Genomic DNA, 17,107 nt, shown 5'->3' on the forward strand with positions numbered 1-17,107 from the left:
CGATTTATGCCCCAGTTTTTTGTGTTCTTCACATAAGCTTGATAAATGAAAGAAGGTGAGCGCGTTATGGACGTTAAAAGTGCATATATTCACATTCCTTTTTGTGTGAGAATATGTACATATTGTGATTTCAATAAGTATTATATTCAAAATCAACCCGTTGATACGTATATTGATTGTTTAATCAAAGAAATGGAAAACAGTGAAGTGCGGGAATTAGAAACTGTTTTTGTTGGTGGTGGAACGCCAACGGCACTAAATATGCAACAATTAGATAGATTGTTAAAAGCAATAACTTCTATTTTTACAATAAAAGGGGAATTTAGCTTTGAAGCAAATCCGGATGAACTAACATTAGAAAAGGTGCAATTGCTAAAAGATTACGGCGTTAATAGGTTGTCGATGGGGGTTCAAACGTTCAAGCCAGAACTGCTAGACATTTTAGGTCGTACTCATAAGACAGAGGATATCTATCAATCTGTAGAAAATGCAAGGTCAGTTGGTATTGAATCAATAAGTTTAGATTTAATGTATCATCTACCAAAGCAAACTTTAGAAGATTTTAAAGATAGCTTAGAACGTGCACTTGCTATGGATATTGATCATATTTCTAGTTATGGATTGATTTTAGAGCCGAAAACCCAGTTTTATAACATGTATCGAAAAGGTCAATTACAGGTTCCTAATGAAGATATAGGCGAAGAAATGTATGAGTATCTATTAGAAAGAATGTCGAAATCAGATATGCATCAATATGAGATTTCTAACTTTGGGAAACGTAATCATGAATCTGAACACAATAAAGTTTATTGGAAAAACGAGGGATACTATGGATTTGGTGCAGGGGCAAGTGGTTATGTCAATGGCGAACGCTATAACAATGTGAATCCTGTGAATCATTATATAAAAAAAATAGAAAATAATGAGCGTCCTTTATTAGATTCTACTTTTCCAACTCAAACTGAACAGATGGAAGAGGAAATGTTTTTAGGTTTAAGAATGAATAAAGGTGTTAGCAAACAAAGATTTAATGAAAAATTTGACCAACCTATAGAACAAGTCTATGGTCAAACGATTAAAGATTTAATTTCAAAAGATTTACTATTTGAAAAGGATGGATATATAGCCATGACAGAGCGAGGTAAGGTCATTGGCAATACCGTTTTTGAGTCTTTTTTATTAAATGTATAAAAAATAATGCTTTAACATTGACTTACTTTGACCAATTTGATAAATTATAATTAGCACTTGAAACAAAAGAGTGCTAATGAGGTGAAAGCATGATTAGTGATAGACAATTAAGCATTCTTAATGCAATTGTTGAAGATTATGTTGATTTAGGACATCCAATTGGTTCAAAGACTTTGATAGAACGACACAAGTTAAATGTAAGTCCTGCTACGATTAGAAATGAGATGAAATATCTAGAAGACTTACAGTTAATAGAAAAGACGCACAGTTCGTCTGGTCGTTCACCATCTGAGGTTGGGATAAGGTATTATGTGAATCAATTATTGCAACAAACATCTCATCAACAACAAACAAAAATCCAACGTTTAAACGAATTATTAGTTAGCAATCATTATGATATTTCATCAGCGTTAAGCGCATTTGCAGATGAATTGTCAGTTGCATCACAATATACAACGTTGGTAATGCGTCCAAATCATAAAAAAGATATTATTAATAATATTCACTTGATTCGTGCCAATGACTATTTGATTATTATGGTTGTTGTGTTTACATCAGGCCATGTTGAACATCTACATTTAGCATCTCAAGTTCCATTAACAAATGATGAGTTAACTAAAATTTCTAATTTTGTGAGTGAGAAGTATCAAGAATGGAACAAGACTGAATTTGAAAATGAATTAAATAGTTTTGTTAAGACAACGCTAGAAAAAGAATTTATCAAGGATATGCTAAATACAATAGAAGTTCATTTTGATGATCAAAGTAATGGCATTTTTATGGGTGGAAAGGTTAAACTAATTGATGCATTAAATGAAACAAATGTTTCGTCAATTCAACCTATCTTACAATATATCGAATCAAATAAAATCGCTCAATTACTTGATGATATGACCAATGCTTCAATAAATGTTAGAATCGGTCATGAAATTGAATCATCTTTGAGTGATATATCTATTGTCACAAGTGAATATCACATTGATGATAGATTGAAAGGGAAGATAGCAGTAATTGGACCGACAGCGATGAATTACCAAAATGTTATCAGATTGCTTAACACAATTTGGTGATTTTTTAAATATGTATTGGAGGGCAGACAATGACAGAAAAAAATGAATCAGTCTTTGATCAAACTGAGGAAAAAGACCAAACGACTAATGATGAACAGTCAGTGGAAAATGAATCAGTTAATCAAACTGATGAGTCAACAGAACAGGCACAAGAAAATCTGCAGGATGACAATACAGAAGATACGAATACAGATGTAGATCCTAAAGATGAAGAAATTCAACAATTGAAAAAAGATGTGCAAGAAAATGAAGAAAAATATTTAAGATTATATGCAGAATTCGAAAATTATAAACGTAGAATTCAAAAAGAAAATCAAACAATGAGAACTTATAAATCTCAAGATGTGCTAAACGATATTTTACCTACGTTGGATAATATCGAACGAGCATTACAAATAGATGGTGAAGATGAACAATTCAAAGCACTGAAAAAAGGTGTAGAAATGGTTCATGAAAGTTTATTAAATGCTTTAAATAATAATGGTTTAGAAAAAATTGAAACAGAAGGTCAAACATTTGATCCAAATGTACACCAAGCAGTAGTTCAAGATGATAATCCTGATTTTGAATCAGGGCAAATCACTCAAGAATTACAAAGTGGTTATAAATTGAAAGATAGAGTGTTAAGACCTTCAATGGTTAAAGTAAATCAATAATATTTGATGAAAATACCCAATTTTATAAACAAACAGGAGGAAATTTATTATGAGTAAAGTAATAGGTATCGACTTAGGTACAACAAATTCATGTGTTTCTATTTTAGAGGGTGACGAACCTAAAGTAATCCAAAATCCAGAAGGTGCTAGAACAACTCCATCAGTTGTAGCATTTAAAAATGGTGAGACACAAGTAGGTGAAGTTGCTAAGCGTCAAGCAATCACAAACCCTAACACTATTCAATCTATCAAACGTCATATGGGTACTGATTATAAAGTAGACGTAGAAGGTAAATCATATACACCACAAGAAATATCAGCTATGGTATTACAAAACCTTAAAAGTACAGCTGAAGATTATTTAGGTGAAAAAGTTGAAAAAGCAGTAATTACAGTTCCTGCATACTTTAATGATGGTGAACGTCAAGCGACTAAAGACGCTGGTAAAATTGCAGGTCTAGAAGTTGAGCGTATTATCAATGAACCAACAGCTGCAGCATTAGCTTATGGTTTAGATAAAACTGAAACTGATCAAAAAGTATTAGTATTTGACTTAGGTGGCGGTACTTTTGACGTATCTATCCTAGAATTAGGCGATGGCGTATTTGAAGTACTTTCAACTGCTGGTGACAATAAACTAGGTGGAGATGACTTTGACCAAGTTATCATTGATTATTTAGTATCTGAATTCAAAAAAGAAAATGGCGTAGATTTATCACAAGATAAAATGGCGTTACAACGTTTGAAAGACGCAGCTGAAAAAGCTAAAAAAGACTTATCAGGTGTATCTCAAACTCAAATTTCATTACCATTTATTTCAGCTGGTGAAAGTGGTCCATTACACTTAGAAATCAATTTAACTCGTTCTAAATTCGAAGAGTTAGCTGATTCATTAATTAAGCGTACAATGGAACCGACACGTCAAGCAATGAAAGATGCTGGCTTATCAAGCTCAGATATTGATGAAGTAATCTTAGTTGGTGGTTCTACAAGAATCCCAGCAGTACAAGAAGCAGTTAAAAAAGAAGTCGGAAAAGATCCGCACAAAGGTGTTAACCCAGACGAAGTAGTAGCAATGGGTGCTGCAATACAAGGTGGCGTTATCACTGGTGACGTTAAAGATGTTGTATTATTAGACGTTACACCATTATCATTAGGTATTGAAATTATGGGTGGACGTATGAATACACTTATCGAAAGAAATACAACAATACCAACATCTAAATCACAAGTTTACTCAACAGCTGCAGATAACCAACCAGCCGTTGATATCCACGTGCTACAAGGTGAAAGACCGATGGCATCAGATAATAAAACATTAGGTAGATTCCAATTAACGGACATTCCACCAGCTCCACGTGGCGTACCTCAAATCGAAGTTACATTTGATATCGATAAGAACGGTATCGTAAATGTTACTGCAAAAGATTTAGGTACAAATAAAGAACAAAATATTACAATTCAATCAAGTTCTTCACTTTCTGATGATGAAATCGATCGTATGGTTAAAGATGCTGAAGACAATGCAGAAGCAGACAAAAAACGTCGTGAAGAAAGTGATTTAAGAAACGAAGCAGATAGCTTAGTATTCCAAGTTGAAAAAACAATCACTGATTTAGGTGAAAATATCAGCGAAGAAGATAAAACAAATGCTGAAGAGAAAAAAGACGCATTGAAAACTGCTTTAGAAGGCGAAGATATTGAAGATATCAAAGCTAAAAAAGAAGAATTAGAAAAAGTAGTTCAAGAATTATCAGCAAAAGTTTATGAACAAGCTGCTCAAGCACAACAACAAGCTCAAGGTGAAAGCGCAAATGCTTCTAATGACAGTGATGTTGAAGATGCAGAATTCAAAGAAGTTAAAGATGACGAAGATAACAAAAAATAATATTAATCTTTAATACATTCTAGTGCATCATATTAACTAAATATGAGACAATTGCTTAGCCAAAATAAGTCAAAGTCAATTGAACATTGGCTTTGACTTTTTCTTTTTTGCTATAAGTGATTTAACTATAAAGTAAAAGGAGAGAGCATAGTGGCCAAAAGAGATTATTATGAAGTCTTAGGTGTTAGTAAAAGTGCTTCAAAAGATGAAATAAAAAAGGCTTATCGTAAACTATCTAAAAAATATCATCCTGATATTAATAAAGAAGAAGGTTCAGATGAGAAATTCAAAGAAATTTCTGAAGCTTATGAAGTCTTAAGTGATGAAAATAAACGTGCAAATTATGATCAATTTGGTCATGATGGTCCACAAGGTGGCTTTGGTGGCCAAGGATTTGGCGGTCAAGACTTCAGTGGCTTTGGTGGCGGCGGATTCGAAGATATCTTTAGTTCATTCTTCGGAGGCGGACGTCAACGTGATCCAAATGCACCTCGTAAAGGTGATGACCTTCAATATACAATGACTGTTACATTTGATGAAGCTGTCTTTGGTGCTGAAAAGGAAATCTCAATCCGCAAAGATGTAACATGTCACACATGTGACGGTGAAGGTGCGAAACCAGGTACAAATAAAAAAACATGTTCTTACTGTAATGGTGCTGGTCATGTATCAGTTGAACAAAACACAATCCTTGGTAGAGTGAGAACTGAAAAGGTTTGTCCAGTATGTAGTGGTTCAGGTCAAGAATTTGAAGAGCCTTGTCCAACATGTAATGGTAAAGGAACTGAAAATAAAAACGTGAAAATAAGCGTGAAAATTCCTGAAGGTGTAGACAATGAGCAACAAATTAGATTAGCAGGCGAAGGTGCACCGGGAGAAAATGGTGGACCACACGGTGATTTATACGTTGTGTTCAGAGTGAAACCATCAGAAATATTTGAACGTGACGGTGATGATATCTATCACTCTCTAAATGTTAGCTTTGCGCAAGCAGCATTAGGTGATGAAGTAAAAGTACCTACGTTAAATGGTCATGTTATGCTGACAATCCCTGCTGGTACGCAAACTGCAAAACAATTTAGATTAAAAGATAAAGGTGTTAAAAATGTGCACGGATATGGTCACGGGGATCTATTCGTAAATATCAATGTGGTGACACCTACAAAAATTAGTGAAAGACAAAAAGAATTGTTAAGAGAATTTGCAGAAATTAGTGGAGAAGAAATTGAAGAACAACCTTCTAATTTTAGAGATAAAGCTAAGAGATTCTTTAAAGGAGAATAATATATGAATTGGACCGAAATATCAATTACTGCAAATCATGAAGTGTCGCCTATAATAACAAATATTTTAGAAAATGCTGGATCTAACGGGGTAGTGATTGAAGATTCTAAAGATTTAAATCATGATTTTGAAGATAAATTTGGTGAAATCTATAATTTGAAAGCTGACGATTATCCTGAAAAGGGTGTTAGATTAAAAGCTTATTTTAATGATATTAAATTCACTGAAGCATTTAGAGAACAATTAATTGAAAAAATTACAGCGATAGAATCTTTAGATAAAGAACTCTTCAAATTTGAGGAACAATCACTACAAGAACAAGACTGGGAAAATGAATGGAAAAACTACTTCCACCCATTTCGTGCGTCTGAAAAGTTCACGATTGTTCCAAGCTGGGAGCAATATGATAAGGAAGACACTAACGAATTATGTATCGAGCTTGATCCAGGTATGGCGTTCGGTACGGGAGACCACCCAACGACAAGTATGTGTTTGAAAGCAATCGAACAATATGTATCTCCTGCGAATTCAGTAATTGATGTCGGTACTGGTTCTGGTATTCTCAGTATTGCAGCACATTTAATAGGTGCTAAGCGTATTAAGGCACTCGATGTCGATGATTTAGCAGTAAAAGTTGCTAAAGAAAATTTTGCAAAGAACAACTGTGAAAATTATATCGAAGCAATGCCTGGAAATTTATTGCATGATGAAACAGAAAAATTTGATATTGTAATCGCAAATATTTTAGCTCATATTATTGAAGAAATGATTGAAGATGCTTATAATACATTAAATGAAGATGGTTATTTCATTACTTCTGGTATAATTGAAGAAAAACATGAAGCTATCCTTGAACAAATGGAGCGTGTAGGTTTTAAAATTATTTCTATTGATCATGATAACAGTTGGGTATGTATCGTTGGTCAGAAAGTGAGCGAGTAATAATGCAGAGATACTTTATTAACCAAAACGCTGATGAAAATCAGCGTTTTTTTATTGAAGATAAAGGTGATATTCATCATATTGCAAATGTAATGCGTCATCAAGAAGGCAATCATATAATTGTGACATTTAATAATCAAAGTGCATATACTTGTAAGATTATTGCAATTAACATAGATTCTATTGAAGTTGAGAGAGTGGAAAAATTAAATATTGATACTGAGCTACCTCAAAAAATAACTATCTGTAGTGGGCTTATCAAAGCTGATAAATATGAATGGATGTTACAGAAAGCAACTGAATTAGGTGCCAATGACTTTATAGCTGTGGGTATGCAACGGTCAGTTGTCAAATTGACTGATAATAAAGTGGATAAGAAACTTGAACGTTGGCAAAAGATCATTAAAGAAGCAGCAGAGCAAAGCTATCGTCTAGTTATACCAGAAATACAGTATAAGTCGAATTTAAAACTAATATATGATATTATTAATGAATATGATTATGTACTGATTGCCTATGAAGATGCAGCAAAAGATGGGGAAGTTAGCAATTTTAAAAAGCTAGTGCAAAATTTCGAGTCTGGTGATCGTGTATTAGTCATTTTTGGACCAGAGGGCGGCCTTTCTACAGAAGAAGTACAATTGTTTGATACAAATGCTTCACAGATTGGGCTTGGTCCTAGAATTTTAAGAGCTGAAACAGCACCATTATATGTATTAAGTGCTGTAAGCTATCAAAAAGATTTGTTGGGGTGATATTTATGGCAACAGTTGCATTTCACACACTTGGTTGTAAAGTGAATCATTATGAAACTGAAGCGATTTGGCAATTATTTAAAGAAGCAAATTATGATAGAGTTGATTTCGAAACGAATGCGGATGTATTCGTTATCAATACTTGTACGGTTACCAATACAGGAGATAAGAAGAGTAGGCAGGTAATCAGACGTGCAATTAGACAAAATCCGGAAGCAGTGGTTTGTGTAACAGGTTGTTATGCACAAACATCACCTGCAGAAATCATGGATATTCCTGGTGTTGATATTGTGGTGGGGACACAGGATAGAACGAAATTAATCGGCTATATAGATGAATTTAAACAAGAGCGCCAACCAATTAATGGTGTTGGTAATATTATGAAAAATAGAACTTACGAAGAGTTAGAAGTACCATACTTTACTGATCGTACGCGTGCTTCACTTAAAATACAGGAAGGCTGTAATAATTTCTGTACGTTTTGTATTATTCCATGGGCAAGAGGATTAATGCGTTCTAGAGAACCTGAAAAAGTTGTTGCTCAAGCAACACAACTTGTTGAATCTGGATATAAAGAAATTGTATTAACAGGTATTCATACTGGTGGATATGGACAAGACTTAAAGAATTATAATTTAGCACAACTATTACGCGATTTAGAAACAGTCGATGGTTTAGAAAGAATTAGAATTTCTTCAATAGAGGCAAGTCAATTGACTGATGAAGTCATTGAAGTTATTGCTAATTCAAATAAAGTGGTTAGACACTTACACATCCCTCTGCAATCTGGATCTGATACTGTGCTTAAACGTATGAGAAGAAAGTATACAATGGCACATTTTTCAGAGCGTTTAACACGCTTGCATGAAGTGTTACCCGGTTTAGCAGTCACTAGTGATGTCATTGTTGGTTTCCCTGGTGAAACAGAAGAAGAATTCCAAGAAACTTATGATTTCATAGTAGATCATCATTTTTCTGAGTTACATGTATTTCCATATTCACCAAGAATTGGAACACCTGCAGCAAGAATGGATGATCAAATTGATGAAGAAGTAAAAAATGAACGTGTACATCGTCTTATCAACTTAAGTGATCAACTTGCTAAAACTTATGCTTCTAAATTCGATCAAGATGTCTTGGAAGTAATACCTGAAGAGGTAGGAGATGAACCAAACACATTGGTAGGTTATGCTGATAATTACATGAAAATTCAATTTGCTGGTGATGAAACATTAATTGGTCAATTGGTTAAAGTAAAAGTAACAAAACCTGATTATCCAATAAATACAGGTGAATTATTACGTGTCGTTGAGCATGCTACAAATAAATCTGATCAAACAGTATTAGTCTAAGGTCTTTGAACAGCTTAAACTAAACAAAATATAGAATATAATTAATAAATGGCCGGCGTATCATTGTATGAAACGTTCGTGCCATTTTTAAAATGTTAAATAAATTTATGCAAGATTGAATGAGAGTGTTAACTATTCATTAAAAATAAATAAGCTTTATTTGATAGAACGCTGTTATAAAAGCCTTTATCATTATATTTTTGCTAATAATAGTTTATTTTTAATATGAAATCACAGATTGTGAAAAGTTGTTAAAAGCTTGATTTGACGCGGTTTTATTGTATATTTAGATTTAAAGTCTATAAAGGAGAAAATTTCCTAATTGACCACATTAATCAGATATATTATACTAACTTATACATGGTTTAATACCATGTAAATGATAATAAAGTTTCGTTGATATTTGGAGGGAGGGAAATACACATGTCTAAAACAGTAGTCAAAAATAACGAATCACTTGAAGATGCTTTACGTCGTTTCAAACGCTCAGTTTCTAAAAGCGGTACGATTCAAGAAGTACGTAAACGTGAATTTTACGAAAAACCAAGCGTAAAACGTAAAAAGAAATCAGAAGCTGCACGTAAACGTAAATTCAAATAATTAATTGTTTCGTTGACTCCCTCAACACCAACATTAATTATAAACAAAGCCTTAGCTGATAATTCAGCTAAGGCTTTTTAATTTGTAGAAATAAATATGCCATGCAATATAAAACGATTGTTTTAATTTGTAAAAAATGATAGAAATACTAGCAATGTAATCAATTTTCAAAATAAATAGGCAATTTTATAATTCTAATATCACTTAAATATTAGAGAAAATAAAATAAAACTAAATATTATGATACTATCCCTATAATCACATAATAATTTCATGTATAATTAAGAGGAGAGCGAGGTGATAGAGTGTTGTCTTCGAGTAGTTTACATACTAACTTTTTAACAGCTTTTGCTGGAAATGGTAATTGGATGAATCATTTGGCAGATTGGATAGTTAATCCAGTGATTGCACTTATTTTGACGTGTATCATTTTTATGGGTTTTCTATATCAACTGTATTCTAAACGGATTAACTTAATAGGTATATTAGCTACTTTAGCTTTACTTATCTTCTTTTTAGGTTTTTTCATAAAAGGAGATGTGAATTTCTATTCCGTTATATTGTTTGGAATTGGCGTACTATTTGTAATCATTGAGTTGTTCGTTGTAGGTGCAATTATAGGTATTATTGGTATAACGCTTATTGTCTTAAGTATTGTCACATTAGGTGATAATTTAATTTTTATGATTGCAAATGTTGTTGTTGCACTTATATTATCAATCATTGAATGGGTGGTACTTGTGAAAATATTCAAACGAAATATTCCATTTTTAGAAAAAGTTGTATTGAAAGATTCTACAAATGCAGAGGCTGGGTACACTTCACACGAAGATCGCTCTTATTTAGTTGGCCAAACTGCGACTACGTCAACTGATTTAAGACCAGCAGGTATTATTACATACAATAATGAACGTATTGATGCAGTTTCTGACGGATCATTTATTTTACGAAATAAGCAGGTCAAGATATTGGAAGTTGAAGGTACGCGTGTTGTTGTAAGAGAAATTGAATCATAAAGGAGAGAAACCATGATCGGATTATTAATTATTGCAGTCATAGTTATAATTGCTTTACTGTTATTATTCTCATTTGTTCCGGTTGGACTATGGATTTCAGCTATAGCCGCAGGAGTTAAAGTAGGAATCGGCACACTTGTCGGTATGAGATTACGAAGGGTATCACCAAGAAAGGTTATTGCACCATTAATTAAGGCGCATAAAGCTGGATTACAATTAACTACGAATCAACTTGAATCACACTATTTAGCTGGTGGTAATGTTGATAGAGTAGTAGATGCAAACATAGCAGCACAAAGAGCAGATATCAATTTACCATTTGAACGTGGTGCGGCAATCGATTTAGCTGGTAGAGATGTGCTTGAAGCAGTACAAATGTCAGTAAATCCAAAGGTAATTGAAACTCCATTTATTGCCGGTGTTGCTATGAATGGTATCGAAGTTAAGGCCAAAGCACGTATTACAGTTCGCGCTAACATTGCACGACTTGTCGGTGGTGCTGGTGAAGAAACAATTATTGCCCGTGTTGGTGAAGGTATAGTGTCGACTATTGGTTCAAGTGAACACCATACACAAGTGCTTGAAAATCCTGATAACATTTCTAAAACTGTATTAAGTAAAGGTTTGGATTCTGGTACAGCATTTGAAATCTTATCTATCGATATTGCAGATGTAGATATCAGTAAGAACATTGGTGCAGATTTACAAACAGAACAAGCATTAGCAGATAAAAATATTGCTCAAGCTAAAGCAGAAGAACGTCGTGCCATGGCGGTTGCACAAGAGCAAGAAATGAAAGCTAAAGTACAAGAAATGCGTTCTAAAGTTGTTGAAGCTGAAGCTGAGGTACCACTAGCAATGGCAGAAGCCTTACGTGAAGGTAATTTAGGTGTCAGAGATTACTATAATCTAAAAAATATTGAAGCAGATACTGGCATGAGAAATTCAATTAATAAACGAACAAATCAAGAAGATGACGAATCACCGGATAAATAATTTAGGGGTGGTTAAATGAGTATAGGTATTATCATTTTTGTTATTTCCGTTATTGTTACGATTATTAGTGCTATTAATGACAATAGTCATAAGGAAAGACAAAAGCAACAAAGACCAACCCATGGCCAACCACAAACCAAAAATGGCCAACCGCAAAAGCGTGGTTTCCTTGAAGAAGTTGGAAAGGCCTTTAAAGAAATTGAAAAACAATTGAATGAAGAGCCGACGACAACAGGGCCTAGACCTCAACCTTCAAAACCATCGGAACCAAGTTCGGAAAAAATGGAAACACCACAACCAACAAGACCAACTACAGTATCATCTAATGAACAAAGTGAAACGGAAGCCGAGAAAGAGAAACGTACACAAAATCAAAAAGATGAACAGTTAAGAAAAGAATTAGAACAAACACTAATGGGTGATTTACAAGATGTTAAATCTGAATTAGATCGTGAGAATGAAAAGAAATTGCAGCGAACAGAACGTAAAGCACGCGCTATTATTGCTGATAAAAATTTATCTGAGCGAACAAAACGTTATCGCTTGAAACAGTTGATTTACTCTCATAAAATGCAAAGTTCTAATGTAAATGGTCAATTTCGATTTGATAACGATGAAGTGGTAAATGGAATTATATGGTCAGAAATATTAGAAAAACCTAAACAATTATAAGCAAGTATAAGCTAGGAAATCAAACTTAAATTATATAGCCCTTAAATGTAGTTTTAGACTTCATTTGAGGGCTTCTTTATCTTTAAATTCAAGGTGAATTAGTATAAAAAATCAATAAATAAACTAACGATAATCAGGCGAGATTTAAGCGAATTATTTTATTAATAAATAATGCTTGTAGTGAAAATTTTGGTCTACATTAATACGTTTAAATAGATTAGTAAAAATCAACCTAAAGTACATTTGAAATGGATAGCTGGTACTTAACAACAAGTGTTATTAATCTATGTTTACAAGTCGTTAATTTAATTATTGTTAAGTGATACAACGCATTTTATTAATGCTATTTATTAAAGCAAAATAAGTTGTTTTATATTTTATGATACCGTTGATACTGTAATATTAAATTAAATTTGTTGATATAACGTAAAGTTTCATACAAAGGTAAGCAATTTAAATCGCTTTGAAATGATATAAAGATAATTCATGATATAATTGAAATGTAATAATTAGGTTGAATAGATAGCTATATTACAATAGTTAAGATGATTTTTTGAAAAATTATTTTTGTATCTTAAAATCTAATAAGATAAAATAAGTGTAAACGACAATGTTTGAAAAGGAGCAACTATATGCCTGGAATTATTCAAATTGATGACATCAATGAAGCACAAGCACTCATTGGTAATAATGATGAACACCTTAAAGCAATTGAGGAAGGATTTGATGTCATTGTACATGCTCGAGGACAAGAAATTGCTGTGAGAGGTACACAAATTGAGCATGTAGAACAAGCTGAATCAGTACTAATTAATTTATTGAAAGTCATACAACAAGGTGTTTCAATTTCTTTGAAAGATGTCGAAGCAGCAATTAAAATGGCTAAAAAGGGTACGATTCAATACTTACTTGATTTATATGATGATGAAATTACTAAAGATGCATTCGGCAAGACAATTAGAGCCAAAACGATGGGGCAACGTCTATATGTTAATGCAATGCATCATAATGATTTAGTATTCGGTGTAGGACCAGCCGGAACAGGTAAAACATTTTTAGCAGTAGTTTATGCTGCTAAACAGTTAAGAAAAGGTAATGTGAAACGTATTGTTTTAACTAGACCTGCAGTTGAAGCAGGTGAATCTCTAGGTTTCTTACCAGGAGATTTAAAGGAGAAAGTCGATCCATACTTAAGACCATTATACGATGGCTTGAATACAGTACTTGGTAGAGAACAAACTGCAAGATTTATTGATAGAGGAATAATTGAAATTGCACCATTAGCATATATGCGAGGTCGTACATTGGATGATGCTTTCGTTATTTTAGATGAAGCGCAAAACACGACACACGCACAGATGAAAATGTTTTTAACACGATTAGGATTCGGTTCGAAGATGGTAGTTACGGGAGATCATACACAAATCGACTTACCAAAAGGTGTTAAAAGTGGCTTGAAAGAAGCGATTAATAAGTTAAAAGATGTTAAAGGTTTAAGTATTCATCATTTAGATCAAAGTGATGTTGTACGTCACCCACTTGTCAGTAAAATTATTGATAAATACGAAGGAGATGAATAAATGTTTACGATTGATTTTAATGATCATACAGACTTAGTTAAAGATGAATGGTATGAGCAAATTGATAAATTGCTTACATTTGCAAAAGAGCAGGAACAAATTGAAGGTGAAGCTGAATTATCAGTTACATTTGTAGATAAAGATGAAATACAAGAAATTAATAAAACATATCGAGATAAAGATAAAGTTACAGATGTAATTTCATTTGCTTTAGAAGAAGATGAACCAGAAATAACGGGTCTTGATATGCCACGTGTATTAGGAGATATTATTATCTGTACTGATGTTGCAAATGAACAAGCGGAAAGCTATGGTCACTCATTCGAAAGAGAACTAGGCTTTTTAGCATTACATGGATTCTTACATTTATTAGGATATGATCATATGAATGAAACAGATGAGCAAGAGATGTTCGGAAGACAAGATCAAATACTTAATGCCTATGGATTAACAAGAGATTAATTGTATGAAAAGGTTTAAATACGCTTTTCAAGGTATGATGATACTATTCAAAAAAGATTCCAAGTTCTTAATGCATGTGTTAGTAGGTATTGTCACAATTATTTGTGGATGGTTCTTTCAGATATCTACACTAGATTGGCTGATGATTGTTATTGCAATTGGACTGGTACTTGCTTTTGAAGCAATCAATACAGCAGTTGAATATGTTGTAGATTTAGTAACTACTGAATATGATCCGTTAGCTAAACATGCAAAGGATGTCGCTGCATTTAGTGTGATGTTAGCATCCATTGTAGCATTAGTAATAGGTTTAGTTGTTTTTCTACCTTATTTGTTCTGAAAGTAGTGCAATTCTATAAAAATTGTTTATACTTAGAGAGCATACGTTTTATCTATCAAAACAATTGTAGTTGAATAGGGGAGAACATAAAATGGCATATCAACCACATTATTTTACAGAAGTTAGAGAAGCACAATCGAGAGCTTATGTACCATATAGTAAGTTTAAGGTAGGCGCATTTTTAAAAACCAAAGACGGACAGTCTTTTTACGGAGCCAATGTAGAAAATGCAGCGTATCCTATGACAATTTGTGCAGAAAGATCAAGTTTAGTATCAGCAATTTCACAAGGATATCGACCTGGTGATTTTGAGTCGATAACAATTACAGTAGATGCAGATGAACCATCCTCGCCATGTGGTGCTTGTCGACAAGTGTTGAAGGAACTATGTGATGATGACATGCCAGTGTATATGACGAATCAAACTGGTAAAGTGATAGAATCAACTGTGGAACAATTATTACCCTTAGGGTTTTCTGGAAAGGATTTAAATTAATGGCAGAACATAAATCAGGTTTTATATCAATAATTGGGAGACCAAATGTAGGCAAATCTACCTTTGTAAACCGTGTAATCGGACACAAAATTGCAATTATGTCTGACAAAGCACAAACGACAAGAAATAAAATTCAAGGTGTTATGACTCAAGATGACGCGCAAATCATCTTCTTAGATACGCCAGGGATTCATAAACCAAAGCATAAATTAGGAGATTATATGATGAGTGTAGCCAAAAACACACTATCTGAAATTGATGCAATTATGTTTATGGTTAACGTTAATGAGGATATTGGTCGCGGTGATGAGTATATCATGGATATGCTAAAATCTATCAAAACGCCAGTGTTTTTAGTGTTAAATAAGATTGATTTAGTACATCCAGATCAATTAATGCCAAGAATTGAACAATATAAACAATATATGGATTTTACTGAAATTGTCCCGATTTCAGCTTTAGAAGGTCTAAATGTTGAGCACTTCTTAGACGTATTGAAGTCTTATTTGCCAGCTGGACCAAAATATTATCCAGATGATCAAATTTCGGATCATCCTGAACAATTCGTAGTCGGAGAATTAATTCGTGAGAAGATTTTACATTTAACTAGTGAAGAAATTCCTCATGCAATCGGGGTGAATGTTGATCGAATGATAAAAGAAGATGAGGATCGAGTTAGAATCGAAGCGACTATTTATGTGGAACGTGATTCTCAAAAAGGTATTGTAATTGGTAAAGGCGGTAAGAAATTAAAAGAAGTAGGTAAACGTGCGCGACAAGATATTGAAAGATTACTCGGATCTAAAGTTTATTTAGAATTATGGGTTAAGGTCCAAAAAGATTGGCGCAATAAGGTGAACTTTATACGACAAATGGGCTATCTAGAAGATCAAGATTAAATTTGAGAGTCGGTGAGCTGCGATGTTACTCAAACAAAAAGGCATAATAATAAAGGCAGTGGATTATGGCGAATCCGATAAAATTATAACCATTTTAAATGAGCACGGTGCCAAGGTTCCATTGATGGTTAGAAAAGCAAAAAAGAGTAGAAGTGGACTACAAGCTAATACACAATTATTTGTGTACGGCTTGTTTATTTATTCTAAATGGAAAGGTATGGGTACATTAAGTACGGTTGACGTTATAGAACAAAACTATCATTTGAGGTTAGATATTTATGAAAGTAGCTTTGCTAGTTTATGTACCGAAGTCATCGATCGTTCCTTTGAATATGAAGAAGTTTCACAATATAGTTATGATTTGTTGCACTTTGTTTTAGAAAAGATTAAAGCAGGTGTATCTGCGCAATTAATGTCAGTTATTGTTTTATTAAAATACATGAGAAAGTTTGGATTTAATGCGATTTTTGATCGATGTGTAGTAACGAATGACCCAGACCAATCTAAATTAGTTGCATATAGTTTCAAATTTGATGGCGCGATATCAAATACTGTTATTGATCGTGATCCTCATGCTTTACAGGTATCTAATAAAACATTGTATTTATTGGATATTTTACAGAAATTACCATTTAAACAAATGAGTTCGTTAAGTATTCATGCTGAGGTAGTTGATGAAATGTCGACACTTGTCATACTACTGTATAAAGAATATGCAGGCATGTATTTTAAAAGTCAAAAATTAATCAACCAATTACATAGATTAGATCATCTATCATAATATACGGGTATTAATTACATTTGTAGCTACAGAATATGATTAAACTTTTTAAAATAAATAGTAATATAAAAACCGGTTAGTTACTGATAAGTTCAGCAACCAGCCGGTTATTTATTATATTAAATTA

Annotated in this window: 18 protein-coding genes; all 18 read left to right on the plus strand. The window is 33.1% G+C overall.

Annotation, left to right across the window (positions count from 1 at the left end):
• Positions 1 to 66: 66 nt before the first annotated feature.
• Positions 67 to 1,191, plus strand: coding sequence for a radical SAM family heme chaperone HemW (gene hemW, locus JN168_RS06390; RefSeq protein WP_107512989.1), 1,125 nt, complete (start codon positions 67 to 69; stop codon positions 1,189 to 1,191).
• An 89-nt stretch (positions 1,192 to 1,280) separates the two neighbouring features.
• Positions 1,281 to 2,261, plus strand: a complete 981-nt coding sequence (gene hrcA, locus JN168_RS06395) for a heat-inducible transcriptional repressor HrcA (RefSeq protein ID WP_232155032.1) — start codon at positions 1,281 to 1,283, stop codon at positions 2,259 to 2,261.
• Positions 2,262 to 2,290: 29 nt separating this feature from the next.
• Positions 2,291 to 2,917 carry a nucleotide exchange factor GrpE gene (grpE, locus tag JN168_RS06400; protein WP_232155031.1) on the plus strand — a complete coding sequence of 209 codons (627 nt, stop codon included), beginning with the start codon at positions 2,291 to 2,293 and terminating at the stop codon, positions 2,915 to 2,917.
• 49 nt (positions 2,918 to 2,966) lie between these two features.
• Positions 2,967 to 4,805: a molecular chaperone DnaK gene (gene dnaK / locus JN168_RS06405; RefSeq protein ID WP_042738553.1), complete on the plus strand. Its 1,839-nt coding sequence runs from the start codon at positions 2,967 to 2,969 to the stop codon at positions 4,803 to 4,805.
• A gap of 150 nt (positions 4,806 to 4,955) precedes the next feature.
• Positions 4,956 to 6,089 carry a molecular chaperone DnaJ gene (gene dnaJ, locus JN168_RS06410; protein WP_042738554.1) on the plus strand — a complete coding sequence of 378 codons (1,134 nt, stop codon included), beginning with the start codon at positions 4,956 to 4,958 and terminating at the stop codon, positions 6,087 to 6,089.
• 3 nt (positions 6,090 to 6,092) lie between these two features.
• Complete coding sequence (gene prmA / locus JN168_RS06415; protein WP_042738555.1) at positions 6,093 to 7,031, plus strand: 50S ribosomal protein L11 methyltransferase; 939 nt, start codon at positions 6,093 to 6,095, stop codon at positions 7,029 to 7,031.
• 2 nt (positions 7,032 to 7,033) lie between these two features.
• A complete protein-coding gene (locus JN168_RS06420; RefSeq protein ID WP_042738556.1) occupies positions 7,034 to 7,786 on the plus strand; it encodes a 16S rRNA (uracil(1498)-N(3))-methyltransferase in 753 nt (250 codons plus the stop codon).
• 5 nt (positions 7,787 to 7,791) lie between these two features.
• The gene (gene mtaB, locus JN168_RS06425) at positions 7,792 to 9,138 is read left to right on the plus strand and encodes a tRNA (N(6)-L-threonylcarbamoyladenosine(37)-C(2))-methylthiotransferase MtaB (RefSeq protein ID WP_279526247.1); all 1,347 of its coding nucleotides are present in this window, start codon (positions 7,792 to 7,794) and stop codon (positions 9,136 to 9,138) included.
• A gap of 423 nt (positions 9,139 to 9,561) precedes the next feature.
• Positions 9,562 to 9,738, plus strand: coding sequence for a 30S ribosomal protein S21 (rpsU, locus tag JN168_RS06430; protein ID WP_042738558.1), 177 nt, complete (start codon positions 9,562 to 9,564; stop codon positions 9,736 to 9,738).
• A 305-nt stretch (positions 9,739 to 10,043) separates the two neighbouring features.
• Positions 10,044 to 10,754, plus strand: coding sequence for an NfeD family protein (locus JN168_RS06435; RefSeq protein WP_042738559.1), 711 nt, complete (start codon positions 10,044 to 10,046; stop codon positions 10,752 to 10,754).
• Positions 10,755 to 10,766: 12 nt separating this feature from the next.
• Positions 10,767 to 11,750: a flotillin-like protein FloA gene (gene floA / locus JN168_RS06440; RefSeq protein ID WP_042738560.1), complete on the plus strand. Its 984-nt coding sequence runs from the start codon at positions 10,767 to 10,769 to the stop codon at positions 11,748 to 11,750.
• Between the two features lie 15 nt (positions 11,751 to 11,765).
• Positions 11,766 to 12,422, plus strand: coding sequence for a hypothetical protein (locus JN168_RS06445; protein WP_042738561.1), 657 nt, complete (start codon positions 11,766 to 11,768; stop codon positions 12,420 to 12,422).
• Between the two features lie 632 nt (positions 12,423 to 13,054).
• Entirely contained in the window at positions 13,055 to 14,002 is a 948-nt protein-coding gene (locus tag JN168_RS06450; protein ID WP_042738562.1) for a PhoH family protein, read from the plus strand.
• Positions 14,003 to 14,464 carry an rRNA maturation RNase YbeY gene (gene ybeY / locus JN168_RS06455; protein ID WP_042738563.1) on the plus strand — a complete coding sequence of 154 codons (462 nt, stop codon included), beginning with the start codon at positions 14,003 to 14,005 and terminating at the stop codon, positions 14,462 to 14,464. It abuts the gene before it with no gap.
• A 4-nt stretch (positions 14,465 to 14,468) separates the two neighbouring features.
• The gene (locus tag JN168_RS06460; RefSeq protein WP_042738564.1) at positions 14,469 to 14,804 is read left to right on the plus strand and encodes a diacylglycerol kinase family protein; all 336 of its coding nucleotides are present in this window, start codon (positions 14,469 to 14,471) and stop codon (positions 14,802 to 14,804) included.
• Positions 14,805 to 14,895: 91 nt separating this feature from the next.
• Positions 14,896 to 15,300, plus strand: a complete 405-nt coding sequence (gene cdd / locus JN168_RS06465) for a cytidine deaminase (protein ID WP_042738565.1) — start codon at positions 14,896 to 14,898, stop codon at positions 15,298 to 15,300.
• Positions 15,300 to 16,199 (plus strand): GTPase Era, encoded by a 900-nt coding sequence (gene era, locus JN168_RS06470; protein ID WP_042738566.1) that lies wholly within the window; start codon positions 15,300 to 15,302, stop codon positions 16,197 to 16,199. The genes cdd and era overlap by 1 nt, the downstream gene beginning before the upstream one ends.
• Before the next feature lie 22 nt (positions 16,200 to 16,221).
• A complete protein-coding gene (gene recO, locus JN168_RS06475) occupies positions 16,222 to 16,980 on the plus strand; it encodes a DNA repair protein RecO (protein WP_042738567.1) in 759 nt (252 codons plus the stop codon).
• Positions 16,981 to 17,107 lie beyond the last annotated feature (127 nt).

The sequence above is a fragment of the Staphylococcus gallinarum genome, from assembly GCF_029774255.1.
GTDB lineage: Bacteria > Bacillota > Bacilli > Staphylococcales > Staphylococcaceae > Staphylococcus > Staphylococcus gallinarum.